The sequence below is a fragment of the Sphingobacterium sp. 18053 genome (assembly GCF_902706145.1).
In the GTDB taxonomy this organism is placed as follows: Bacteria; Bacteroidota; Bacteroidia; order Sphingobacteriales; family Sphingobacteriaceae; genus Sphingobacterium; species Sphingobacterium paramultivorum.
In genome coordinates this window covers 1-24,806 of sequence record NZ_CACSJW010000013.1, presented here as the reverse complement: position 1 = coordinate 24,806, position 24,806 = coordinate 1, and the positions used below count along the sequence as shown (strand labels likewise).

Sequence of the window (24,806 nt, the reverse complement as noted above, 5' to 3'; positions counted from 1 at the left end):
TTTTGCTTAATCTGCTTGTTAGTAAAGACAAGTTATTTCTCTTTCTTAGGTTAATGAAAGTTTGCTCCGAGTCCTTCAAAGAATTTCAAATCTCGACTTTTCGGTATCTCACTCATACCGCTTACATATACCTAGTTTTCCTCAGATTGCCACTGCTACCATTATACTTTTACGGATTGTGGACGGTACTATTCAAGTTTCCGATGCTATTTCGGACGGCTTACACAGTAACGACGGTATTTATATTGATGGTGGGAAATTAAATATCGTGGCAAGTTCCGATGGTATTGAAGCTGAAAAAGGTCGGATTATTGTCAATGGAGGAGAAATCACCTTAAAAGTTGCTGACGATGGGATTGTTGCTTCTTACGAAGATGGTGACGAGACTATAATACCCGATGTAATTATAAATGGCGGAAAAATAAATATCGAAACCATTGGATCAGGAGGGGAGGGAATTGAAAGCAAGGCGACACTTAGCATCAATAACGGTGAAATTTACATCAAAGCTATCGATGATGCTATCAACGCCGGGAAAGCAATTTATATCAATGGCGGAACAATCCTAGCCTATAGTACCACAAACGATGGCATAGATTCCAATGGAACGATGACTATTACTGGAGGACATATTTTTGCTATCGTTGCAAAGAGTCCAGAAGAAGGGTTCGATTGTGATAACAACACCTTTAAGATTACGGGCGGACTTATGGTCGGAGTGGGTGGAGCTACAAGTTCTCCAACTGAAAGTGTTTCTACACAGCCTTCGGTTATTTTGACTGGCGGCACCGCCATTCAGATCTATAGTGTTCTTGACAAGGATAATAATGAGGTATTAACATTTAAATCGCCTGTTTCTTTTTCAACATTACTGGTCTCCATTGGAAGCTTTTCAGTAGGAGCATCCTACAAGCTCGTAAGTGTATCTTCAGTTGCTGACGCCAATGCGTTTAACGGACTATACTTGGGTGGAAAATTTAGCAATCCAACAGTTACTTCATCGTTTACATTATCTGCCATGGTCAGTATTTTGGGCGGAAGTATTGGTCCAGGTGGCGGTGGCGGTAGATAAAAAAACTGATGGTTAAAAGGCTGTCCCAGGTCCCGTCCAAAGAAATTGACGGGATCTTGTAATTTAGACTTTTAATAGATAGCGATTCCGCTATGTTGCTGCCGGTACCATCAGTATAATAGGTCTTCTGAGCTCGTCTGACATTCCGGCAACACTGTCAATCATACTCTTGGTCTTTTTATTTATACCTATAGTTTGTGAACTTTTCGCACAAATTTTTCATTAATGTTATTTGAAGCGAATGACACAAATGATGTTCCGAAATGAAAATTAGGAATAGCCGTCAACTTTTGATATAATGGCAACCAAAGATACCAATGTACATTCTGTCCATTTTTCACCGTTAGTTTTAGAGCTGCATTATAATACGTTTAATTTTTTAATAAAACCACATTTAGGTAAATTCAATCTTTAATTATTGAAAGAATAAAAGGGTTCTCTTTACCGCTATTGTATATAAGTATCTCTTGACCTATGGGCCCATTTGTTGAACCATTATATATAACTTTTAGATCCAATATATCATTAGCATTAATGACTTTTCCCTCGATATTGTTAGTAACTGTGCATGCACAGGAAGTTTGAACCTTGAATATCTTGAGAGGTAGTGTATCAATGTTTTTTAATTTAAATATAATCCCATCTGTTTTAATGGGTAGTTGTATTTTTTGCTGGCGTTCATCGACAGTTAATTTTCCACCTTTTAAATCAAGAGGAGCAGTATTTTTATTAGGTTTAGAAGTACAGCTAAACAACAATAAAATAGTTGCAAATAGTAATTTATTCATTTTTAAGGTTAAAGGTGAAAATAATCGGATTGTCATCCTCATTTGAGTTGTTTAGAATACTGTTGGATAACTCTTTATATTTATCGAGGGCTTTTGAACCAAAATGTTTTACAAGGTCAGAATGATTTGAGTTTTTAATACTATTAAACGATTGAATGATGTCCTGGGCAGTCATAGTAGAAACCATTTGTTGTTCACTTATGTATTTATCGGGAATAAAAATAGGTGCAAGAAATAAATCATTATTTAAACCTAAAACTGTTTTTGTTTTTCCAGTTTTTGCATCATAAAAAGCTGTTACCGTATTGCCATCTTTGTTAGAGAAAAGAAATAGATGTCTTTTCCCAAAGCTATTTGAGAGTGTGTAACTATTCAGCCAATCAGTGGGAGATTGAATCTCATATAATTCGCTCACTTTACCGTTTTTGATTTCGAAAACCCCTGGCAAATAATTTGATACAAGTGTTATTTCGTTTCCAGATCCAGAAAGACATTTAATTGGCTGTACATAGGCATTTGGTAAAGGAAATGCTAAATATTTTCTTATAAATTCAGCTTTCTCATTTACTAAAAATAGACCACAGGGTATTTCAATTGTTTTATATTTATTAATAATATCTGGACTATAAACAACGTAGTTTCCTGATTCATCAATAGCAATTTCTCTGGCATAGTATGGAAATTCTATTTCCGAGAGTGGATTACCTTCAACGTCGAAAGATATTATTTTTTGTTTTGTGAAATCAAAGATATCTATGCTTTGTTTTTTGTGATTAATCGCGTAATCAGTAATTTGGTTTATTTCCAACGGGCCTTTGCCTTTAGGAAAGATTTTATTGATATACTTTCCTTCTTTATCAAATATTAAAATGCTACCCTGTTTTGCGTCGAAAATTAAAAGACGATTATTAAACAGGATCAAATCAGTAATATTGCTGACAAGGCACTCAATAGATGTTTCGAGTTTAACTACATTAAAATCGTCTGTAAATAAATCAGAAAATTTAAGAATGTTCTTTTCGTTGCTTAAGTTCCAGGTGCCAAAAGTCGCGGAATCGGGGATTATGAGTTGATGGGCGATGTCCGATTTTGAAGATTTGTTTTGGTTACAGGAATTCATCAAAATTGCTGATGCTATAACGGTGAGCAACTTTATTATTTTCATTATAAATTTTAATAGTATTAATTAGGGAAACTATTGGGCATGCGATAAATCGCGAAACCCAATAGTAAAAAGAGGATAATTTGACCTATGGATTCACCTGGTTACTGGCATCGTGTGGACCTCTTGTGATATTTGTTTTACAAGGGGAATTTTCATTTCCGAAATTACATGCCGACCCACTGTTAGAGTTTACACAGCAACTTATGTAGGTATAGGTTTGATTACCAGATAACGTAATGCCAGAACCGGCTGTATTACTTCCCGAAGAAGTAGTCGTACCTGTTATCGAGACGGACCAACCACCAGTGGAAGATTGCGATACCTTAACTTGCGCCATGCTAAAACCTGAGTGAAAAGCATCACTATTCTCGGTAGCAAGCAGGGCCAAACTTGTAGTTGATAATATCAACGTGCATAAAAAAATGATTTTATTTTTCATATTAAATTATTTATAACTAACATCCTTGAGAACTTGTATTACATGCATCTGAGTCGGTTGCTGGCACACAGCACGGTATGTATTTATACTTTTTAACCCAAATATACCCAACTGGAGGACCGGCATTTACTAACTCTGTTCCATCTTCCACTCTTTTGGATCCCATTTTGTAATTTTTTGTCCAGTTATCGCCTGACTCGCTGGCATTACTTGTTGCCATTGAACCTATAAAGCCAAAAAGCAATAATGTTAAACAGATTTTTTTCATGATTTTTTGATTTATGTAGTATTTAAAATAATGGCCCCAGCAATTAAACTTAATCCGAAAAGAGTGGCTATTGGCAAATCAATGGATATATTTATGATAGGGATAATGATACTAAGAAAGAATATTACAATTGTTAGTAGTCCTGGAGCTATAAGTATGAGCCCAAGGATAATTTTCAAATTATGATCTATGAGAGTCTTCATTGTTGATTTGTTTCTTTGGAAAATATAATTTAGCTATCGTCAATTTATAATTGGTCAATCTCAATTGTTTATATTTCCCGTTAGTTTGGTTAAAATATTAGCTTTTATTGATACTACAATATCGTAAAAATCCGTGAGTTTTAATTTGCTTATTTCGCCGTTTTTTGTATTTGGTAATTCGATTTTTATATATTCTTTATTGAAATTAATATTGTAAAGAATTCAAGATTATAATATGGCTTTCGGATTAAATCAATAATTTACGACCATCACTTTATTTAAATGCCCCATACTTCGACTTGTGCGAGCTGCATAAAGTAACTTCCTCGCCAGTTTGATAGATTTTTAATTCTCAGGTATTTATATTTTCTCTCATTAGGGGGAAGATTAAAAGACCATCCTTTTTCACCGGCCTCATCGTCACGCTTTGTAAATTGGTCATTTAAGAGACCAGATGGTTTGATGACATGGAATGTAGCAAGTTTTTCCCAATTATCCCATGTCTTATCTTGTATAGGTTTATTTGTTCCCCATACTTCAAAATCTTTAAGATTTCCTTTGTCATAAAAGCCATTTTCTCGACGGGGATAGATAACGATTCTACTCAATTTAAATTCTTTTCCTATCGAAAAGCTGATAAATTGCTGCGTATTGGTATTCTCCATTGTGTAGAATGATGGCCATTTATATGGGTTTTTATTTCCATCCCAAATCATCGATATATTTGTATCATATAAACATTTTGCATCTTCTAAAAAGTTAAGCGTAGAGAATAAACTTCGATCTATTTGTTCCTCTATGAGTGGGAAAATATCCATAATTAGCGTGTCGGATTTATTGTCAAATTGGTCCTGCACAAAGAAAGCTGCTTTTATCTTTTCATGTTTTAGATTTCTTACCTGAAATTCAACTATAGAATCTTCTGTCTGATAGGAATGTCTTTTAACAAATTGACTTGTTCCTAAAGTATCAATTAATGAAATAACCGTTATTTTTCCATAATGTTTATTAATTGACCGAACTTGAAAACCACCAAAGACAGGTGTTACTTTTAATCCGTCAAACACTAATTTATAATTGGCGGGTTTAGGATTTACTTTTACCAAAAAAGGTTTGGAAATACCACCAGCTTTGTCAACTGAATATAGTTTTATATTGTTACAGGTACTATCTATTCCTTCGATAACGAGCTCGTTCATGTAGCTGGAAGCCCTGACGGAGCTAGATATTCCAGAGCTAGCCATATATTCAGCTTTAACATAATCTATTAATGTACTATCTGATAATTGAAATTTAATTCGAACGTTTCCATTGCCATTTTCAACCATTATATTCTCAATCCTGCATGCATTGCTAGCCGCAGATGCGATAGGAGATTCGGGTTTGTTCGAAAAAAAATAGAATAGGGTTCCAGCTAAAAATGAAAGTATTAAAATATAAAAAAGTTTAACCATATGAAGTTTTTTAGCAAATGTTGTTTTATAAAGATTAATACCATTTTTGAATATTGTTTTCAATTAAAAATATTCGTTCTTCCTTTCCGCTAGTAATGCACCTTAGCCAATAGATAGTGCCTTTTGGTACATCTTTAAAAGTAATTGAATAAGTTTGCGCTTTTCGTTGTCCTAAGGATATCCACTTACCGTCCCAATAAAGCAATTCGTATTTTTCACCTGGAAGAACGCAATTAGCATCATTCCTTGGGCAAAATGCGACTTTAGATATCGTAGTCTCTTTGCCACTTCCCAAATCGAGTCCAATCCAGCTGTTTTTTCCGGATTTTGGCTCATAATAAGTCAATATATTATTATCAAAAGCCTTGGAAATATCATTTCCTTGTTTCCCAGGCGTGCCAATCAACTGTCCGGAAAGTTTATTTTCCGCGCCTCCTCCAAAGAAAGAAAGCTCAGCAATATTGTCATTATCTAGAGGGTTGTTTGCTGGTGCGACATATCTAACATATCTAAACTTCTTTGAATTATTAATCGTTCTTTCATTCATATAAAAAGGATAGAAGTCGATTGTGTATAACAACTCAGCATCGGAAAAGTCTTGATTATTAGCGCCCTCAATTCGTGCTCCTAACATACCTTCAGTGTGATAGGCAGTATAGGAAAATAGCGCAGTCTTTCGTTCCATTTTTAATTCGTGCCATTTGGTCCCATTTAACTTCAATTTTTGCTGCTGTCCTTCATTGGTTAGGAGAAATGGTGATTCTATTGGGATGTGTATACCGTCTTCGAATACAGTGGGCAGATAAATAATATTTTTTCCAATATTCTTGAAGTTTGCATGGTTTCCAGAAGCGATCGCATAGTCTACAGCATGCCATCCGTCAATGTCGAAAACACATAGATGGATCAACCGTTTATCAAATTTTTTGTCTAACTGTATCTGCATGTCTATTCCTTCTATATATTCTGAAGTAACGTCTCTGATTTTGGTTGTTCTGAAAATTGGGTCTATATGATCTTTGTCAAAGCTCTTGTTGATTTCACTTAATTGTTTATTACTTGAATAAGTAAGTCGGAAAATCTTTGGTATTGTTTTGACATACTGGACATATTGTCCTCTAGGCATTTCGTTTTCAAGAAATGTATGTCTATTACTTCTGTATTCTGATGAGAAATCAACAATACTCCAGGTATTTACAGGAACATTTGCATTAGTAATACGTTTGATATTATTTTTATTCCTTTTAATGTAAGTAAGATAATGCTGTCCAGCACTGCTTCCCCAATGAGGTAGAAAATCTAAAGCAACAGGAAGGCCAGCTGAACGCAACGCTGATACCCCAAGTAGCGAAAGTGTCTCACATCCTCCAACTCCTCCTTGAATAATGTCTTTCAAACTTTGTGTATATGGAAAATAAGGATATAGTGATGTGTCAAAATTTGTTGGAATTTCAAGATTTGAGTTCAATCTATCAAAAACCAGATTTAATGAATCAGGGTCATAAGCTCTCATTCCCTCAAAAGTATAGTCATTAAAAAATTTGCCCCGAAAGTCTTCTAACCTCTCATTTCGCACTCTGTAGGGAAGAATATATTCACAAAAATCATTAAAACCAATTTTTTCGCCCCAAGGGGTAGTTTGCCATGCTTTAAAGGCCAGTTGAATATTTGATATTAAAAATTCTGAAGTAATAATTTCTTCATCAGGAATATTTGAAACGGTCTTTCCCTGAAGTTTTAATGTTGAGAATACAGAATCGGCAATTTTAATTTTTTCTTTATTGGACAGTTCCCCTTTAAATAGCTGAATGGAGTCTATACAGCTAAAGATTTTTGTTCTCAGTACCACATCATCTCCTGTTTCCGAATAATGCCCTTCCATGTTGTTTATTAGAAATTCTGCAGCCTTTAATTTTAGGCTATCTCCTGATTTTTTATAGTATGAGATAACTTTTTCAAGCTGGGCATTGTCTGTATGGGAAAAGCCGACGTTTTCATTAGTACAAGAGTAAAAAGATATAAAAACTATAAAGTAACAGGTGGTAAAAAATCTACATTTCATAGTATTAATCAGAATATTTGAAAAGAATTGCTCCATAAATATCATTAGTCGGAGGCGCGGAATACCAGCCGTTATAAGAATGGGTACGATCAGCTGTATAATTCAATGAATACTTGCCTGCTTTTAGAACCAAATCCTGTTCGACTTGTACCGTAGGAAAATTTTTGGATGTTGGAAATGCTGGTAATTTCCATATTAATTCACCGCTATCTTCGTCGATTATCCAACATTTATCTTTAGTGATATACCCAAGGTAATTAATTGCATTATCCATGATTGTAAATAGAAAATAAATATTATTGTTATCCCAGCCCACCTTGAAATTTACTTTATGATCAATTGGGGATGCCTTTCCTTGATAAAGTTTTACCAGCTGGTTGTTGGTGCACGCATTCCACATAGGATCGTTTATTCCATCTATAATTGGCCGATTTGAAAAGCTGTTTGCCACTATACCTTTTCGGCTTAAAGTCATATCGTTAGCAAAGAGTTTTATTTGTTTAAACTGACTTACGTTGAGCCAGTGAGATGTGTTGTCCGTAGCTAATGAAAGAATACTATTTCTTTCATTTTCCTTAAGATCACTGTCCCCAGAAAGAATATTTAGTGAAAACGGTCTTTTGGTTTCCAGAACTGGGACACCAATTTCTGACCAGGGTATTTTTACTTCTAAAAGATATTCATGATCACTATATTTTCTAAAGGCATGCTCAATATTCTTGTTATTATGATTTGCATTATCGAGCAATTGATTTTCAGGGTAATTCAGTCCAAAATTAAATTGAAAAGTCTTCGTATCGTCAGGTTTAATTTTTGAAGGGTATGTTTCTTTATTTATAAAGAGCTGAATGTTATCGTATGTATAAGTATATTCCAGATAATCACGTTTTGCCGATGATTGTCCTGCAGCGAAAATTTTTATATGAGTATCGTCCTTTAATTCAAAAGGTGATTTAACATTTGAATAGTTACTTATTAGTCCTGTCGTAGCAAGAGAGGGTTGTCTGTAATATTTTGAGTAAAATGTTCCTTTTGTTGTGGATGAGAGACTTTTTGATAAATTTTGACTATGAATATTATTTCCCTTGCTTTCTAATCGTTCGATTTCCGCAGCATCTTTTTTATGTTGAAGTAATTGTTTTGCGGCACTCATGGTGACTTCATCGGAATTGTTGACGATATATTCGCTTACAATAGTCCCTAAAGGGCACTGTAATAAGTCTTTACGATTAAATCTATCTGTCCCTGGTAATGATCCTCTGGGATACATAATGCAAATCTGTAGATTATGTTCAATGTTTTTGATGACAAGTATTTCTGTATATTGATCTTTAAAGGTATTCCATAATAGTGCAATATTGCCTAATTGAAGAACCTCATAACCAAAAAACATGGCGGTATTTTCAACATACCAAGTTGGAAACAGTTTTGGGATTCTATTGTTAACTTGAATTTCCGGTTTTAAAGAATGAAATCGTTTGTCGAGCTGCTTAAGCTGAGCAAATAGATCGTACGATGAATATTCTTTTTTTAAGTCACTTTTTGTTGTTGTTATTGTTGTTTTACTTTTGTTGTTATCAAGATCATTTAGCAATGAATTGGTCAATTGGATCTTTGTCTCATTATCAAGGTTGGACAATTTGGGAATATCATTTTTTATCCTGATTATATTGTCAATCTGGAAGGTTTGATTGTTAAAAATAAAATTTAAGTTTTCTATATTTTGAATGTGTGTTTTTTGTTTTTCAAGCAGAGAATCTAATTTAATTGGATTGCCTAAGCAAGCGTTGACCTTTTGGAATAGTTCCGCATCCAAAGACATTCCCTGTATATTTTCTGTTACTTCATAGTCGTCTGATCTGATAATGACACTGTACTTACTGATATCATACAATTTCATGGTTTTGTTTATTGATAATTTTAAATCATCTAATTTTTTATGTTGGTCCGTTCGACAGGATTGTAAATTTGCGCCTGATAAAAAAATTAGTATAAGCAATATGTTTACTGTTATGGATTTCATTGAAGTAAGTGTAGGAAGCTAATAATTGAAATTTTTCTGACAATTTGGTTATGTGAAGATTAACTAAAGGAATATCCCATAAACCAGGCTAAATATCATTATTAATATTCTATAATTAGTAAAGTACGTTTAGGTGTTTTGACTCTCAGTTAAGATTTAATATTAGAATAAGACTGTAAGTAAATATGTCTGTCGCATCTTAATTTTATTAATCGGAAGAAATTACGGTATTACATTAGCGGATACAGGGATATTTATCTTGTATTTTTCTTTAATATCTGTGATCGTCAATATTTGTTTATCCAATCCTGACTTTCTTGGTTCGTACGCTAAATGTACCTTGATTGAATCATGAGGTTTTATGAAATCTTCTTCAGGAATAGCTATTACGCATCCACAGCTAGAGTTAATACTCTTTATTTGAATTTGGTTAACACCATTGTTCTTTAAATAGAAGATAACCTTATATGAACCACTTTTTTTTATATTACCAAAATCAATCTGTCGAATTGAACTTTTAAGAATATCTTGGGGTTTACTACAGCCTGAAAAAAGGTTTACAAAGTAAATTATAAAAATGAATTTTATTTTCATTATGAAATAAAGTACGTAAGTTAATTCGTTAGGTAGTTTTTTAATACGTCTTCTAATTCCCCAGTAGTCAGGTAGTTCTTTACAATTTCTCCATCAGGACTTATTAGGTAGATTGTTGGATAGGCCTGTACAGCATAGAATTCACGTATTTTGCTGTCTTTTGGAGATTCAATATTAGGCCATGTTACCTTATTATCTTTTAGTATTTTAACGAAGTTTTCTTTCTTCCAGAAGATATCTACAATACCAATGATTTCGAGTTGTTTTAAATAATTTTTTCTGATTTTATTTAGCGTAGGGAGGCTTTGAATGCATGGACCACAATTGTCGCTCCAAAAATATAGTAGACGCCATTTATTTTTGTATTTATCTAGGGATACGATTTCATCGTTTAAAAAATTTTTGCCTTGTATATCTAAATATGGAATATTAATGTTAACAATATTATGATCATTAGCAGATATGGTGTTTTCAATTTCTATTTTCACAGGATCACCATGTACATCAGTTAAATTTATGGTATTTTTATATTTACTATATACTACATTTAGTGTATCCTGTAAAAGGACTACTTTACCTATGCCGAAAATGCGACGAGATCTTGGAATCTGCGTGAAATATGGCATGTCTGGCAAAATATAGACGGATTGTCTATCTAAAAAATCGGAGCATATGATGAACCGTTGCCCTTTGTACCTTATTCTACTTAGATAAAAAGAATAAAATGAAATACCAAGATTGCCCTGATATCCAAAAGACAGCATGGTTTTTATTGTGCTTCGACGGGCAGAACCATTTATGTAAAAATCCACTTCAACAGCAATAGGTTGTATATTTTCCCCTAATACAGATTTTATTTTTGGAATGTACCGAATTACATCATCTTCATAAGTGCCATTTTGATTAGCATCAACTATACAGAGATAATTTTCATTATCTTCCGGTCTTTTTCCGACTAGGATCCGAATGACATTTTTGAGAGGAGTTTTGGATAGATAGATTGAATCTTCCAGGTTCCATTGATATTTATTAGCTTGATCATAAAAATCCTCTTTAGAGATATCACCATTCTTAAACGCTTGATAATAGAATTGAAATCTATTGAGTATGTAAGCAAATTCCTGTTTGTCTTCTAGTCCCTGAATATTTTGTGTGTTATAGTTCTTCAACAGTTTTTGAGTTGTCTGATCCTCCTTGTCCACACTCGATATTACCATATTTGTAACTCCTCTTGGTCCTAAACCTTCCACTAATGAAAGTTCTATTTCGCTATTTTTCAAGGTTTGACACTGGGCAACCTTTTGAAGAGTTATCGAAAAGATGAGGATAACTAGATATGGGGCTATTTTATTTAGAGACATATAGGAATAATATTGGATTTTGTTCTACATCAATATGTTCAGCGAACTTCATGAACATTTTATTCTGTTTAGGATCTTTAATTGATTCTTGTAATTTTTTAATATTTTCAGGATAGGAAACTTGTACAATTCCTTCTTGAAGATTTGAGGGAACTAATCTATTTATTGTTGCATTTGTTGTTTTAACGTTAAATATACCATATTCAAAACCTGTAAGTGTTTTCTTTTTTTTATCAATTACCGATAATAAATTATTATTTTGAAAGAATATGTAGTTCTTCGTTTCTTTAAAATTATAAATTCCTTTTCTATTTTCCTTCTGTAATTCTTTAAGAGTATATTTTACTTTTTCTTTATAGTCGCCGTTCAGTCCATAAACAAAATTTCTATCAGGTATTGAAATCAAAGGCCTTCCAGTGTAGTCTGTATACAGCAACGTTCCTTTATTATAAATGATATCTTTATATTCAATATCTCCATCAGATACAATTGGTAACAAACTTTCTTTAATCTTTCCTGTTTTTCGGTCAAGGACATCAACAAACGAATCTTTCAATTCATTATTATGCAAAGGGGCTTTTCTACAAATTATTTCGTCGTTTGCTAATACCATTTCAAGATAGAGATCATCTGTTTTGATAGCTCTTTTGAACTTTAGATCAAAATCATATACATAGATGGAATAGGGGATATCACAAAGAACGAAAATTTCCTTTTCCACTTTATCGATGAGAAAATCAACGATACCTCCATATTCTGTAGGTCCTTTCCCAATTGAATGGAGTTGATTGATATACTTCCCTTTGATATCAAAATGAAGAATTTTAGCTGCTTTTTTATCTAATATATACAGATCATTACTATCGACTTGTAGCTTATCAACTAAGTTGATCAATGAACTTTCTGTTGTCTCTAAGTATATTATATCTGGTTGATAAAATGTACTACTATCAACCAGATAATTTTCGAGCCCTGTATAGGATATCTTTTCTGCTTTTGTCAAATCAAATAATGCTTTATAGTCTTTTTTCGGTTTGACACAAGAAAAAAAAAATAATATTAGCAGCAAGGATAATTTTTCTTTTTTTAACATTCAGAATTAATTAGGGGCATTTAACTACTTCGCTACTCAAAACCGTAGATTCTGTGACTCCGGGACAACATTCAATAAAGCCTTTACCGTAACAAGCAATTCCCTTTTCTTTGTATTTTGTTCTTAGACAACTACCGTTTTGTAATTGGACATTTTCTTCGACTGTGTCCTCATAAGACTCCTTTGTTGATGCTTTGGGGCAGCTTGTATCTTCGTCTGCAAACACCTTTGGTTGTTGTAATACGACTATCGTAACACAACAAATTAGATAAATTATTTTTTTCATAAACTTAATTTGCACAAAGGGTGTAGCCGATATGTTCAGTATTTAATATTGAAACACCAGGTGAACAATCTATCGAACCTTTACCAGAGCATGTTGTTTGTTTTGCTGTTATTTTTAGAACGGCACAAATGGTTTCACTGTCGGAAAGAGGAACTACTTCTGAAGCAGTAATATCCTGGACACTTTTGTAACTCACTTTTATTCCAGAGGAATCTTCTTGGGCTTGAAGATTTCCTGACGGAAATGCTAGATAAAAACTACCTAAGAGTAATAGAATGATTTTTTTCATTTTTTAATGGTTTAAATTAAGTTGCATTTATAAAATAAGTTTTAAGGAAACATATTTAAATCAAATTTACTTTTAATCAACATGAAATCAAATGGTGCGATAACCAAATGGGCTTCATTTTTAATAATCAGCTGTTAGAATTTTATAACAGTGGTACTATTCAATGTAAGAAGCATTTTTTTAGATCCTAATTTGCATTAAGAAAGACGATGTGATGAATTATTTTTCAATATGGAAGGTGAATGAAATAGATCCAAATTCGCTTTAGTCTTTCATGTTTACTTTATTGAAGAAGGAATCTATTTTGAATGCTCTCATATTAACACAGTTATTGTTGAATTTTCGTTTTTTTTAAAATTAATTTTGAATCTATACTATTCTATACTATATTTGAGTGATTGGATATATCTAAAATTGATATTGTTTCCAACAGTAATTCAACAAAAGGGTAATTAACAGTTTTTAGTTATTCTTGATATGAACCAAATAACCAATAGTAACCAATAATATAACCATGGACTTTATAGTTCCCTCGGTGGAATGCATGAAAATTATGAGCAGAATACTTATCCGAACAAAAGAAAAGACCTTTTTCGTAGGCCTTGAAGATGTACTTTATTGCAAGGCGGCAGGGGCATACTCAATTATTTATTTGGTGGGGGACAAAGAAATAGTCACTAGTATCAATTTACTCAAACTGCAAGAGCGAATGCAGTGTTGGACATCGATTTTTCGTGTAAGTCAATCTTACTTAGTCAATTTATTGGCCGTAAGATCAATAAATCATGGCAAAAAAGAGTTAGAATTAGAAAATTCAAATTTAATTCCATTTACCGTTTCAGTACGGGAAATCGAGAAAATTTTTATTAGCATAGATTTAAATTAATGCCGTACCCGTTAATGAAAATGCGTCTTTTTTTCGTATCCATGATCGTCTTGTCTGTATTTGCTTTGGGTTTTATTGCAAGTCGGGAGTTTCCTAATGGTTTATTTTCCTTAAAACTATTAGCAGCTTACCTCGCAGCTGTTTTGGCATTGTCTGCAATTGTGATTTTATCCATGTTTTATCGATGTCATTCAATTAAAATAAATCCGCTAAATTTTATGGTATTTTGCCTTTTAGTTTTCATACCATGCTGTCAGTATTTTTTTATGGATGTTAAACTTAATAGCTTGATTTTTATCCTATTATGCTATATAATTTTCTTTTCAATTAATTATATCGGAAGGGGCTTACATTGGCTTTTGCTGATGAGAAGGTTTTATACATTGGTGTTTATTGTCCTGATGTTGCAGATTATTATAGGTTTACTTCAATACGTAGGTATTATATACCCATACCATCACCTCAGTAGGATATCTGGAATGTTTTTCAACCCAGGGCCGTTTGCTATTTATTTTACTACTTTATTGTTATTCGTTATACCAATTATTTTTGTCAAAATAAAAAGACGGCACTTAAAAAGTGTAATTCTGCTTTTAACCGTAGTTTTAGGCTGTAGCTTAATACTAATAGAACTAAAGTCTAGGTCTGCATGGATAGGGTTATTTGTGGGTATTATATCGATCCTGTTTCTTTTCGTTTGGTATTATGGCAAACATTGGTTAGAACATATAAGAAAAAGAGCGATTATAACACTTGCTATTATAATTGGAATTCTTTGTTTTGGAGGTTACGGATTGTATCAGGTTCGCCCCGAATCTGCTAAAGGTCGTGTTCTTATTTGGAAATCTACCTCAGCGATGATCTGCAGTAATCTATGGTCTGGGATTGGGATAGGAAATTTTGCAAGATATTATCCAGCATACCAAGGAGGACAACTACAGCTTGCTGATGTAAAGTCCAATTATGGACTTTTGGCCGGACAGACAGAATATGCATTTAATGATTTGATGCAACTATTTAGTGAGATCGGGATTTTCGGAATTTTGATTTTTATTTCTATTATCTCGTTTTCATTATTCCGACTTATAAAATTCATTAAACATAAAGGATATCTTGATGAACGTTTTATTTTGGGAAGCAGTCTGATAGGTGTTTTGTTTGCTATTATTTCCAGTGGAATGACATCTTATCCTTTACAAATGGTTCCTGTGGCTTTCTGGTTTTGGACTATCATTGCTCTAATTAATTTAATCTGTCCCGACAATTATAGACAAATTCAAGGAAAATCGGTACCTATACTTTTTGTCAGTTCAGCTGGACTAGCCCTGTGTACTCTTTTGTTTTTCACCTTTAAAAATGTTAAGGGCTATTACTTGTGGAATGTTGTAACAAAAGATAATGGGGAAATTACTGTATTAATACCTTATTTGTATTACATGGATGGTGAAGGACAACTTTTTAGCGAGATAGGTACGTATTTTCATCACAAAAAGGAATATTCTAAATCAATATATTACTTTAAGCATGCTACTGTCTGTCAGTTCAATAGGGATTATTATTATAGTCTTGGTCTGAGCTATGAAAAGTTAAATTGCTATAAAGAGGCTTTTGCTACCTATGGACTTATTGCGGAAGCCCTTCCAAGTTTTGTTAAACCAAAATATTTAAAAGCTAAGCTGTTTTATAAACTAGGAAAGCTTTCTGAATTTGAAACTACAGCCAAGGCTATAGTTTCAATGGTTCCTAAAGTACCAAATACTAGCACGGAATTGATGATTAAAGAGATAAGGTTTTTATTGAGAAAATCAAATACCCTAACAAATCCAATTTTATGAAATTTTATTCAAGTTCCAAAATGGGGTTACTTACCTTAGTTTGGACAGCCAATATCTTATTTTCGTGCTCATCGCAGGACGATAAATCAATGGAAGAGGAAAAAGTAACCATTTCATTAGATGGCCAAGCACCGGAAGTTGAAACGATGAAAGTTCAATATGAAGATTTTCAGGAAGAGTTATTGTCCAATGGTAAGATTGTTGCCAATAACCACGCTGATTTACGGTTTATTACCCCGGGAATTATAAAATCAATTCTTGTTTCTGAGGGGCAAACTGTAAAAGCAGGTCAAATAATTGCCGAGCTAGAGGATTCGGAGGTTCGCAATCTATTAAAACAAAATGAACTTGATGCTAAGAAAGCTCTTTTGGATTATGAGGATCAGCTACTAAGATTAGGATACAAACTTAAAGACACCGCGAATATTGATGCAGAAGTAAAAAGTATTGCAAAGCTAAGGAGCGGTCTTTCCTTGGCAGAAATTACATTTTTCAAAATAAGGCAACAGCTCGAAAATATGAAATTGCGTTCTCCAATAAATGGAAAAGTTGCAAATATGAAAGCAAAATCATTTAATAGTTCTGGAGCTTTTGATTATGTATGTACAGTAATTGACAACAATGCGTTGACGGTAGAATTTAAGGTATTGGAACAAGAACTATATTTTGTTGAAAATAGCAGTACCGTACATATTTCCCCTTTTAGTTTACCTGAAAAAAAGTACCTCGGGAAAATTAAAAGTATCAATCCATTAGTTGATAACGCTGGAATGATAACCGTAAAAGCTGTCCTTCCGAATGATGGCCTGTTGTTAGATGGAATGGGAGTCAATGTTAAAATAGTGCGACCGCATGCTAGGAAACTTATAGTTCCAAAGGAATCGGTTCTTGATAGGCAAAATAGAAAAGTTGTTTTCACGCTTAAAGACGATAGTATTGCACAATGGAATTATGTCGAGATTGGAGGTGAGAATAGCACCCACTATGTCATCAAATCGGGCTTGCTACCAGGTACAGATGTGATTTTTAAAGGGAATTTTAATTTAGCCCACGACAGAAAAGTGAAAAGGTCAGACAAGTAGAATATGGTAACTCAAAAAGATCCTGCTAAATTCTCCGCCTTCAGTATAATCATCATTTTTGTACTATTTTTTTGTATTGGAGCTCTTTTTATTCCAAAGTTGTCTGTTAAACTGTTGCCTAGTAAGACCTTTGCGTCATTGACACTTTCTACTACATTATGGGGAGCATCAACGGAAATTACTGAACAAGAACTTACTACCCCGCTAGAATCAGCATTATCTAGATTAAAAGGTGTAACTAATATATCTTCATTTTCAGATAACGGCCGATGCCAAATTAAAGTACAGCTTGATAAATGGACTGACCCCGATATCTTTAGGTTTGAAGTATCGGCACTCATTAGACAATTATATCCAAAATTACCGGATAATACTTCATATCCACAAATATATCTTAATCAACCTGAGGAAGATAAACGAAACCAGCCAATGCTTTATTTTACACTTAGTGGTAAAAAAGATGTGAATGATATTGCACGATTTGTTGACGAAGAAATAAGGCCCGTATTTACTGAGTTAAAGGGTATCCATAAGTTGGAAGTTACGGGTGACAGACCCATTCATGAAGTAATTGTTCCAGACCTTGAAAAAATGCATTCTATTGGTATTAGTTTGGCTGAATTCCAGGATCAGTTACAGCAGGGCTTTCTTATTAGGGAGCTTGGAAAATTAAAAAGTGATGGACACAAATTTGTTGTGTTTTTAGATAGGAGTATCAAAGGTAATACTGAGCTATTGAACTTTCCGATAAAGAATACGGAAGGAAGGATACTAAAGGTTGCCGATTTAGCTTCTGTCTCGAGAAGCGAAACGTTACCCAATAGCAAATTTCGAATAAACGGCGATGAACAAGTTGCATTATTATTCTATCCTGAAGAAAATACAAATAACATACTTCTTGCCGCAAATATTAAGCAAAAACTTAAAACGTTGGAATTAAATAAGAAGGGTTATTTACTGAAACTCCAGGTTGATCAAACTGAATTTATTAAAGATGAGCTCAATAAAATTTACACAAGGACTGGCCTATCCGTATTTATTCTTTTGCTTTTTGTGATGGTAATCACCCGCAGGACACGTTATGTCGTAATTATATTGATCTCCCTGCTCGCTAACGTTCTTCTTTCCAGTATTTTTTATTACCTATTTAGCCTAGATATTCATCTCTATTCCCTCGCAGGAATAACTATATCGCTTGGTTTAGTGATAGATAATGTAATTGTCATAGTTGAAGATATAAGGCATACCGGGAAAAATCGAATATTCTCGGCAATATTGGCTTCTACATTAACGGCTTTAGGGGCATTGTCGGTTATATTTTTGTTGGAGGAAAATCAGAAGATGCAATTAATAGATTTTGCTTTGGCAGTTATTGTTAACCTAATTATATCATTACCTATAGCTTATTTTTTTATTCCTGCTATGCTGGATCTTTTTCCTGTTCAGATTAAAAAGAAAAAATATCTATACAAGCGCAAACGTATACTTGTTAGGCTGAATTCCCTATATGCAAGACAACTTGCATTTTTTGTCCGGTATAAAATTGTATTGATTATTCTCTTCATTCTGAGTTTTGGAATTCCCATCTATCTTCTCCCTACTAAAATTGAAAATGAGGAATATTTTTGGCAAAAAATTTATAACGGAAGCATAGGTAGCGACTTTTATATCCAAAATTTGAAAGAACCAATAAATAAGGCTTTTGGAGGAATATTATATTTTTATATAAGCGATCATCATCAATTACAGGCAAGTCAAAGGGGGCAGGATGAACAGACGAGGCTTATAGTTACGGCCAGTATGCCCTTTGGTGCTGAGCTGGAACAGATGGACTTGGTATGTAAAGAGTTTGAAAATCTCCTTCAACGCTATTCTACTTATCTCAGTGTTTTTACAGTTGATATTTCTGATCCAACTTCAGCTACAATTAATATACTTTTTAGAAAAGGAGTTAAGATATATATACCTATTCAGCTAAAAAAAATGCTTGAGCGACAAGCCATGTTGTCTGGTTCAGCAGATTTTTCAATAACAGGAGTGGGGAAGGGGTTCAGTAATGCATTGGATGTAGAACAGTTTGATTCTGCAATTACCTTAAGAGGCTATAACTACCAACAGCTTCAGAATCTGGGCATGTTGGTAATGGACAGTCTGAATCAATATAAACGTGTGCGGGAGGTTATGATAAGTTCACAGCGGATATGGGGACAGAACACTACAATGGAACATATTGTACGATTTAACAAGTCAACATATCTGGCTTTAAATGGAATCGGTAGATGGAATTTAGAGAATTCATTAAGCGACCTTGCTGAACGGTCTACACAGGTTGGGACATATGAAGACAAATATAGGAAATCAATGATACAGGTAGATGTTCATCAGAACGAAGGAGATGTACCTAAAATCTGGGCGGTTAAAAATAGACCATTTCAATTTTTTGAAAAACCTTATGTGAAATTCTCTACAATATCTGATATCTCTAAAGTAAGAATTGGTAATAAAGTATTTAGAGAGAATCAAGAATACGTAGTGTATGTTAATTATCAATTTATCGGAACATATGAGTTGAATAATAGAATGTGTGAAAGGATAGTTAGTGCTATGAGACCTCAGCTCCCTTATGGATATAAGATGGAGAATGCTGCATTAGTTGGAAAAGAAGGATCTGCATTTAATTATCTATGGTTTATCCCTTTGGTAATTTTAATTATTTATATGATCTGCGCAGTTCTTTTAGAATCCTTAAAACAGCCAATAGCTGTGATTGCTATGATCCCATTTTCTTACATCGGTGTTTTTCTAACCTATCAGCTACTTGGACTTCAATTTGATCAGGGAGGATATGTGGCTTTATTGATGTTAAGTGGGCTTGTCACCAATTCTGCACTCTATATTATGAATGATCTTAATTTTATTTCTGAGGAACGCGTCGTCAATATACAGCATTTTATTGGAGCTTTTAACTTAAAAGCTATGCCTATCATGATAACTACTGCGTCCGCTATCCTCAGTTTATTACCCTTCATGATATCTGGAGGAGAGAAAGGTTTTTGGTTTACACTATCAGCAGGAACCATTGGTGGTTTGTTGTTTTCAATACTTGGAGCATATGTCTTACTACCTATCCTTTTGATTCCAAATAAAAGAAAATCTGATAAATATGATTAAATTTTTGATCGATAGGCCAATTGCTGTATTGGTGAGTTTTACTGCAATGTTGATGCTGGGATGTGCGGCATTCTTGAAGCTTCCTGTTTCTCTACTACCAAATGTTGATATTCCCAATATTGTAATAAGAGTAGATGGGCCAGATCTTTCTTCAAGAGAGGTTGAAGATCAGCTCACACAGCCTATACGGAATAATTTGTTGCAACTAAGGGGATTAAAGGATGTTGAAAGTATTTCGTCTGAAGGAGTAGGCACAATTCGCCTAAAATTTGAACATGGGCTCGATATCAGTCTCGCTTTTATTGAGGTAAATGAAAAGATAGATTTAGTCATGAGCAAATTTCCAAAGGAAATAGGACGTCCTCAAGTTATAAAATCTACTATTTCAGATATTCCTGTATTTCGACTGAATGTCTATCCTAGATCGTCTATGTCAACGAGTACAAGTATTGCAGATGTAAGTTCTTTTGCTAGAGAAATAATTCGCAGGAGAATAGAACAGATTCCAGAAGTAGCTATGGTTGATATGACAGGTTACATACAGTCTCAAGTGGAGTTGATTCCGAAGAAAGGTTATTTGGAGACGATGGATATTAATGAGGAAGCACTTTTAACAGCTTTTAGGGATAATACGCTAAGTTTAGGAAGCATTCTTGTTAAAGACGGTCATTATCGTTATTATTTACGTTTTTCGGGACAACTTCTGACTTTGGAAGCTCTGGGCAAAATTCCTTTTAATATTAATGGAAGGCTATTGACTTTGGGTGAGATCGCTGATATTAATCTGATGTCGGTAAATAGTGATGGTTTTTATCAAAGTAGGGGGCAGCAGGCAGTAAATTTTGCTATTATTAAACAGTCTTCGGCGAAAATGGATGATTTACAATATCGTTTTGAGGAATTGTTAGAGCTCATGCGCAAGGACTATCCTGATATCGTATTTGAATTGACTCAAGATCAAACTGAATTATTAAAATTTGCAGTGAGCAATCTTCAGCAGGATCTTATTTTGGGAGGTGTTCTGGCCTTCTCTTTAATGTTAATATTTATCCGTAAGCTGCGAACAGCTATGCTCATTGGGTTTACGATTCCCCTTTCTCTTATTATTAGTCAACTTGGTTTTTATATGTTTGGTATTTCGCTTAACATTATCTCTTTGGGGGGATTGATTTTAGGATTGAGTATGATAATTGACAATTCGATAGTTGTTATAGATACTATATCAGATTACAAAAAGAAAGGATGTACAGTAGGAGAATCGGCAGTACTAGGGACAAAGGAAATTGTCAGGCCCCTTTTAACATCGGTACTTACAAACTGTGCAGTATTTGTCCCGTTAATTTTTATGAGTGGTTTGGCAGGTTCTATTTTCTTTGATCAAGCTATTTCAATTGTAATAGGCGTGCTTTCTTCGTTGGCAGTTTCTATTTTTCTACTGCCCTCGTTGTATGCCCTCGTGCATTCCGACAAAATTCAAAAAAGAAGTTTTGAGATTAAATCATTCGTAAACGTGACATTACTCTATGATCGGATTTTGAAATGGTGCTTTAAATGGCCTATGCTACTGCTCTTTTTTATGTTTTCCCTAGTTTTGGCAGGTTTATTTGCCTTTAAATCGTTAGAGAAGAGACGTTTGCCAAATCTTACCCGCAATGATTTTGAGATTTCCATCGACTGGAATGAATATCTGGAGATGGAGGAAATTCGGGACCGTATAATTGTTATGAGTAAATTTATAAGTAAAGAAGCTTACTCTTTTAACTCTTGGTCCGGGCCTCAGCAGTATGTGCTACCAATTATAAATAATCTGAGTTATACACAAAACCTAATTTACTGCAGGATAAATAAGGGATATAGTGTAGATGAGGTTCAAAAAAAAATACTGTCTTTTATGAAAACCACCTATCCTTCAGCTTCGACACGTTTCCAGCCTGCAAAAAACGCGTTTGATGAGGTTTTTTCCGAAGATAAAGCGCCATTTACTATAATGGTGAGTAATAGTTTAAATCGTAAAATGCCGGAAATCAAAGATGTAAATGCAGTTATTCGAAAAATAAGAGACACTTTGCCTGAGGTCAATATCAGTGAAATACCACTTTTCAATAAGATAAATTTGAGGATCAATCAGAATATGGCTATTCGATATGGTTTAAGTAACAGGCAAATTTCAGAAGCCCTGGAACGGATTTTAAAAAATAAGAAAATATCCGATTATCAGGGGGCTAATTCTGTAATTCCATTAGTTTTACGGGAACAGCAACCTCATTCGTTATTTAATTTGCTTAACGAGCGATTTATCATCAATTCATCTAAGGAAAGAATCCCATTTTCTACATTGGTATCCTATAATTATGAGACGTCCTATAAATATATAACTGCACGTAATACAGGTGAATATTATCCTATAGATATCACTACGGATAATGCAGAGAAGGATCTTGATAAACTTGAAGAAACTATTGCTCAGGGGAAAAAAATGGGAATTGAATTAGGCCTTTCAGGAAGTTTTTTTGAAAACAGGATTCTTATTAAAGAAATGTCAATGGTTTTACTGGTTTCAATCCTGCTTTTGTATTTTATTTTGGCGGCGCAATTTGAATCGTTATTACAGCCACTATTTATCTTATTAGAGCTTCCGATTGCCATATTTGGTTCATTTATATTTCTATATGTAGGTGGAAGTAGTATAAATCTAATGTCCATGATTGGTATTGTGGTTATGAGTGGGTTGATCATTAATGATTCGATACTGAAAGTAGATGCAATTAACCAATTGAGAAATAAGGGAGTCCCCTTATTAGAAGCAATTTTTGAAGGGGGCCACCGTAGAATACGCTCGATAATAATGATCTCTTTAACAAGTATCGGGGCATTAGCACCAACATTATTCATGTATGATTTAGGTTCTGAATTGCAGAAACCACTGGCATTAGCACTTATAGGTGGAATGGTTGTCGGTCTATTTGTTAGCTTATTCTTAGTGCCTATTGTCTACTGGTTTATTTATAAAACGTCAAAAAATAATGCGTAAGGTAATTTTATTGCTCTTTATCTACGCTTTCCTTTTTGGTAAAGGGGGAGCACAGACAACAACTATTACACTCCAAGAAGCAATCCAAATGGCTAAGGAAAATTCGTTTGAATATAAGATTGCAAAAAATAGGCTTCAGGGAAGTGTGTGGCGGTTTGAGAACTTTAAAGCTTCTTTTTTACCTAGCATATATATAAATGGAAATATTCCGAATTATACTAGGGCAATAAACAAAATTACCTTGCCTAATGGAGAAGATACATTTGTGAGTCAAAATCAGGCATATAGCTCAGTTAATCTTGGGGTAAGACAACAGGTAGCTTTTACAGGAGGAACTTTTTCTATGAGTTCATTTTTAAATAGGATCGATGTGTTTGGAACGCAGAAACAGACTAGATATTCTTCTACACCATTTTCTATTTCGTATAATCAGGACATTCTAGGTTACAACAGTTTCAAATGGCAGAAGCAAATAGAACCTTTGCAATATGAAAGTGCCAATCGTCAATTTGTTTCAGATATGGAGCGGATAGCAAGTCAAACAGTTTTGTATTTTTTTGGCGTACTATCAGCAAAATCAAAATATGAAAGGTCCAAGCAGAATCTTGCTAATGTAGATACCCTATATCGTATTACTAAAGAACGATTTCGTTTGGGAAACATAGATCAGAGTGATCTTTTACAATTGAAATTAAATAGTCTAAACGCTCAAAAACAATTAGATCAAGATAGCATTGATTATCTATTATCCAAGAAGCAGTTTAATAGATATCTTAGATTGACGGATGATGATGATCGTGAGGTATTGATGCATGAAGATATTTCATTTTTTGAAATACCATTCAAGGAAGCTATGGATCTTGCAAGATCAAATAGTCAGAATGTTATCGACTTTAGGTTGCAACGTTTACAAGCAGAACAACAGGTCGCAGAATCTAAAGCTCAGAATGGTTTGAAATTTAATATCAATGCTAATTTTGGAATTACAAATACAGCAACATCATTAAGAGATATATTAAGTGGCGTGGAAAACCAGCAACAGATTTCTATAGGTTTTTCTCTTCCAATATTGGACTGGGGCTATGCAAAGACACAAAAAAAACGAGCAGAAGCAAACCTTGAAATGGTAAAAAGTGAAATTGAGCAAAAAGAACTGATGGTAGAGCAGGAGATAAGTTTATATGTGGCACAATGGCAGTTACAGAAAAAAAAGATGCTTGTTGTTCGTGAATCTCAAGACATCGCAATCAAAAATTACGAGTTGGAAAAGAATCGATTTTTAAGGGGAACGATAACTATAAATGATCTCAATGTTTCGCAACAGCAAAAAGACTATGCTTCAAGCGCCTATATCGATGCAATTGGTCAATACTGGAATCTTTATTACACTTTGCGGAGGCTGACATTCTATGATTTTGAAAAAGGTAGAAAGCTCTAAAAGGCAAAATGTATTAAGGTTTTGGATTTTTTGACGGTTATATATAATTTTGATTGATGGAGGTTTCGCTTATATTGACCACCTGATTTCGGAATAAAGTGGTTCTTCATCAATTTTGGTGAATTAGGCTGATTTAGCAAGAACCATTTTTCTTAATAACTCAAAGCCTGCCTTCCCATACATTTTCCTTTTGATGTTTTTTATTCGGTTTACCTGGCCTTCAACTTGACCATTGCTTATGGATGTTATGACAGCATTATTAACTG

Annotated in this window: 19 protein-coding genes; 7 read left to right on the top strand and 12 right to left on the bottom strand. The window is 33.8% G+C overall.

The window, feature by feature from the left end:
- The first annotated feature begins 178 nt into the window (after positions 1-178).
- A complete protein-coding gene (locus GVK91_RS25455) occupies positions 179-1,072 on the top strand; it encodes a carbohydrate-binding domain-containing protein (RefSeq protein ID WP_159732015.1) in 894 nt (297 codons plus the stop codon).
- Positions 1,073-1,476: 404 nt separating this feature from the next.
- Here GVK91_RS25455 and GVK91_RS25450 read toward each other — a convergent pair whose 3' ends face one another.
- From GVK91_RS25450 to GVK91_RS25400, 11 genes are all read right to left on the bottom strand, one after another.
- Positions 1,477-1,860 carry a DUF1573 domain-containing protein gene (locus GVK91_RS25450; RefSeq protein ID WP_159732012.1) on the bottom strand — a complete coding sequence of 128 codons (384 nt, stop codon included), beginning with the start codon at positions 1,858-1,860 and terminating at the stop codon, positions 1,477-1,479.
- Positions 1,853-3,025, bottom strand: coding sequence for a 6-bladed beta-propeller (locus GVK91_RS25445; protein ID WP_159732009.1), 1,173 nt, complete (start codon positions 3,023-3,025; stop codon positions 1,853-1,855). Before GVK91_RS25445 ends, GVK91_RS25450 begins: the two co-directional genes overlap by 8 nt.
- 85 nt (positions 3,026-3,110) lie before the next feature.
- Positions 3,111-3,362, bottom strand: coding sequence for a hypothetical protein (locus tag GVK91_RS25440; protein ID WP_159732006.1), 252 nt, complete (start codon positions 3,360-3,362; stop codon positions 3,111-3,113).
- Positions 3,363-3,480: 118 nt separating this feature from the next.
- Complete coding sequence (locus GVK91_RS25435) at positions 3,481-3,732, bottom strand: hypothetical protein (protein ID WP_159732003.1); 252 nt, start codon at positions 3,730-3,732, stop codon at positions 3,481-3,483.
- A 481-nt stretch (positions 3,733-4,213) separates the two neighbouring features.
- Positions 4,214-5,452, bottom strand: coding sequence for a DUF5000 domain-containing lipoprotein (locus GVK91_RS25430; RefSeq protein ID WP_159732000.1), 1,239 nt, complete (start codon positions 5,450-5,452; stop codon positions 4,214-4,216).
- Positions 5,424-7,487 (bottom strand): discoidin domain-containing protein, encoded by a 2,064-nt coding sequence (locus GVK91_RS25425; protein WP_159731996.1) that lies wholly within the window; start codon positions 7,485-7,487, stop codon positions 5,424-5,426. Before GVK91_RS25425 ends, GVK91_RS25430 begins: the two co-directional genes overlap by 29 nt.
- Positions 7,456-9,351, bottom strand: a complete 1,896-nt coding sequence (locus GVK91_RS25420; RefSeq protein WP_235032995.1) for a sugar-binding protein — start codon at positions 9,349-9,351, stop codon at positions 7,456-7,458. The genes GVK91_RS25425 and GVK91_RS25420 overlap by 32 nt, the downstream gene beginning before the upstream one ends.
- A gap of 345 nt (positions 9,352-9,696) precedes the next feature.
- Entirely contained in the window at positions 9,697-10,068 is a 372-nt protein-coding gene (locus GVK91_RS27825; protein ID WP_159731991.1) for a DUF1573 domain-containing protein, read from the bottom strand.
- 20 nt (positions 10,069-10,088) lie between these two features.
- Positions 10,089-11,348, bottom strand: a complete 1,260-nt coding sequence (locus tag GVK91_RS25410; protein WP_159731989.1) for a TlpA disulfide reductase family protein — start codon at positions 11,346-11,348, stop codon at positions 10,089-10,091.
- A gap of 67 nt (positions 11,349-11,415) precedes the next feature.
- On the bottom strand, positions 11,416-12,522 hold the full coding sequence (locus GVK91_RS25405) for a 6-bladed beta-propeller (protein ID WP_159731987.1): 1,107 nt from the start codon (positions 12,520-12,522) through the stop codon (positions 11,416-11,418).
- 290 nt (positions 12,523-12,812) lie between these two features.
- Positions 12,813-13,097, bottom strand: a complete 285-nt coding sequence (locus GVK91_RS25400; protein WP_159731985.1) for a hypothetical protein — start codon at positions 13,095-13,097, stop codon at positions 12,813-12,815.
- Between the two features lie 553 nt (positions 13,098-13,650).
- Between GVK91_RS25400 and GVK91_RS25395 the strand changes: the two genes are divergently transcribed.
- Genes GVK91_RS25395 through GVK91_RS25370 form a run of 6 tightly spaced genes read left to right on the top strand, consistent with a single transcriptional unit; the run spans position 13,651 to position 24,540 of the window.
- Complete coding sequence (locus tag GVK91_RS25395; protein ID WP_159731983.1) at positions 13,651-13,983, top strand: LytTR family DNA-binding domain-containing protein; 333 nt, start codon at positions 13,651-13,653, stop codon at positions 13,981-13,983.
- A gap of 14 nt (positions 13,984-13,997) precedes the next feature.
- Positions 13,998-15,818: an O-antigen ligase family protein gene (locus GVK91_RS25390; protein ID WP_159731981.1), complete on the top strand. Its 1,821-nt coding sequence runs from the start codon at positions 13,998-14,000 to the stop codon at positions 15,816-15,818.
- Positions 15,815-16,900 carry an efflux RND transporter periplasmic adaptor subunit gene (locus tag GVK91_RS25385; protein ID WP_159731979.1) on the top strand — a complete coding sequence of 362 codons (1,086 nt, stop codon included), beginning with the start codon at positions 15,815-15,817 and terminating at the stop codon, positions 16,898-16,900. Before GVK91_RS25390 ends, GVK91_RS25385 begins: the two co-directional genes overlap by 4 nt.
- Positions 16,901-16,903: 3 nt before the next feature.
- Positions 16,904-20,071, top strand: coding sequence for an efflux RND transporter permease subunit (locus tag GVK91_RS25380; RefSeq protein WP_159731977.1), 3,168 nt, complete (start codon positions 16,904-16,906; stop codon positions 20,069-20,071).
- Positions 20,064-23,102 (top strand): efflux RND transporter permease subunit, encoded by a 3,039-nt coding sequence (locus GVK91_RS25375; RefSeq protein ID WP_159731974.1) that lies wholly within the window; start codon positions 20,064-20,066, stop codon positions 23,100-23,102. The genes GVK91_RS25380 and GVK91_RS25375 overlap by 8 nt, the downstream gene beginning before the upstream one ends.
- A complete protein-coding gene (locus GVK91_RS25370; RefSeq protein ID WP_159731971.1) occupies positions 23,059-24,540 on the top strand; it encodes a TolC family protein in 1,482 nt (493 codons plus the stop codon). The genes GVK91_RS25375 and GVK91_RS25370 overlap by 44 nt, the downstream gene beginning before the upstream one ends.
- Positions 24,541-24,663: 123 nt before the next feature.
- On the opposite strand, the gene GVK91_RS27820 is transcribed toward GVK91_RS25370, so the two are convergent.
- Positions 24,664-24,806: transposase (locus GVK91_RS27820; RefSeq protein WP_159732609.1), on the bottom strand; the 143-nt coding region annotated here is incomplete at its 5' end.

What these genes read in the sequence shown, in the direction of transcription:
- GVK91_RS25450 (WP_159732012.1), bottom strand. Translation starts at nt 1,860, where the DNA reads ATGAATAAATTACTATTTGCAACTATTTTATTGTTGTTTAGCTGTACT.
- GVK91_RS25445 (WP_159732009.1), bottom strand. Translation starts at nt 3,025, where the DNA reads ATGAAAATAATAAAGTTGCTCACCGTTATAGCATCAGCAATTTTGATG.
- GVK91_RS25440 (WP_159732006.1), bottom strand. Translation starts at nt 3,362, where the DNA reads ATGGCGCAAGTTAAGGTATCGCAATCTTCCACTGGTGGTTGGTCCGTC.
- GVK91_RS25435 (WP_159732003.1), bottom strand. Translation starts at nt 3,732, where the DNA reads ATGAAAAAAATCTGTTTAACATTATTGCTTTTTGGCTTTATAGGTTCA.
- GVK91_RS25425 (WP_159731996.1), bottom strand. Translation starts at nt 7,487, where the DNA reads ATGGAGCAATTCTTTTCAAATATTCTGATTAATACTATGAAATGTAGA.
- GVK91_RS25420 (WP_235032995.1), bottom strand. Translation starts at nt 9,351, where the DNA reads ATGAAATTGTATGATATCAGTAAGTACAGTGTCATTATCAGATCAGAC.
- GVK91_RS27825 (WP_159731991.1), bottom strand. Translation starts at nt 10,068, where the DNA reads ATGAAAATAAAATTCATTTTTATAATTTACTTTGTAAACCTTTTTTCA.
- GVK91_RS25405 (WP_159731987.1), bottom strand. Translation starts at nt 12,522, where the DNA reads ATGTTAAAAAAAGAAAAATTATCCTTGCTGCTAATATTATTTTTTTTT.
- GVK91_RS25400 (WP_159731985.1), bottom strand. Translation starts at nt 13,097, where the DNA reads ATGAAAAAAATCATTCTATTACTCTTAGGTAGTTTTTATCTAGCATTT.
- GVK91_RS25395 (WP_159731983.1), top strand. Translation starts at nt 13,651, where the DNA reads ATGAGCAGAATACTTATCCGAACAAAAGAAAAGACCTTTTTCGTAGGC.
- GVK91_RS25390 (WP_159731981.1), top strand. Translation starts at nt 13,998, where the DNA reads ATGAAAATGCGTCTTTTTTTCGTATCCATGATCGTCTTGTCTGTATTT.
- GVK91_RS25385 (WP_159731979.1), top strand. Translation starts at nt 15,815, where the DNA reads ATGAAATTTTATTCAAGTTCCAAAATGGGGTTACTTACCTTAGTTTGG.
- GVK91_RS25380 (WP_159731977.1), top strand. Translation starts at nt 16,904, where the DNA reads ATGGTAACTCAAAAAGATCCTGCTAAATTCTCCGCCTTCAGTATAATC.
- GVK91_RS25375 (WP_159731974.1), top strand. Translation starts at nt 20,064, where the DNA reads ATGATTAAATTTTTGATCGATAGGCCAATTGCTGTATTGGTGAGTTTT.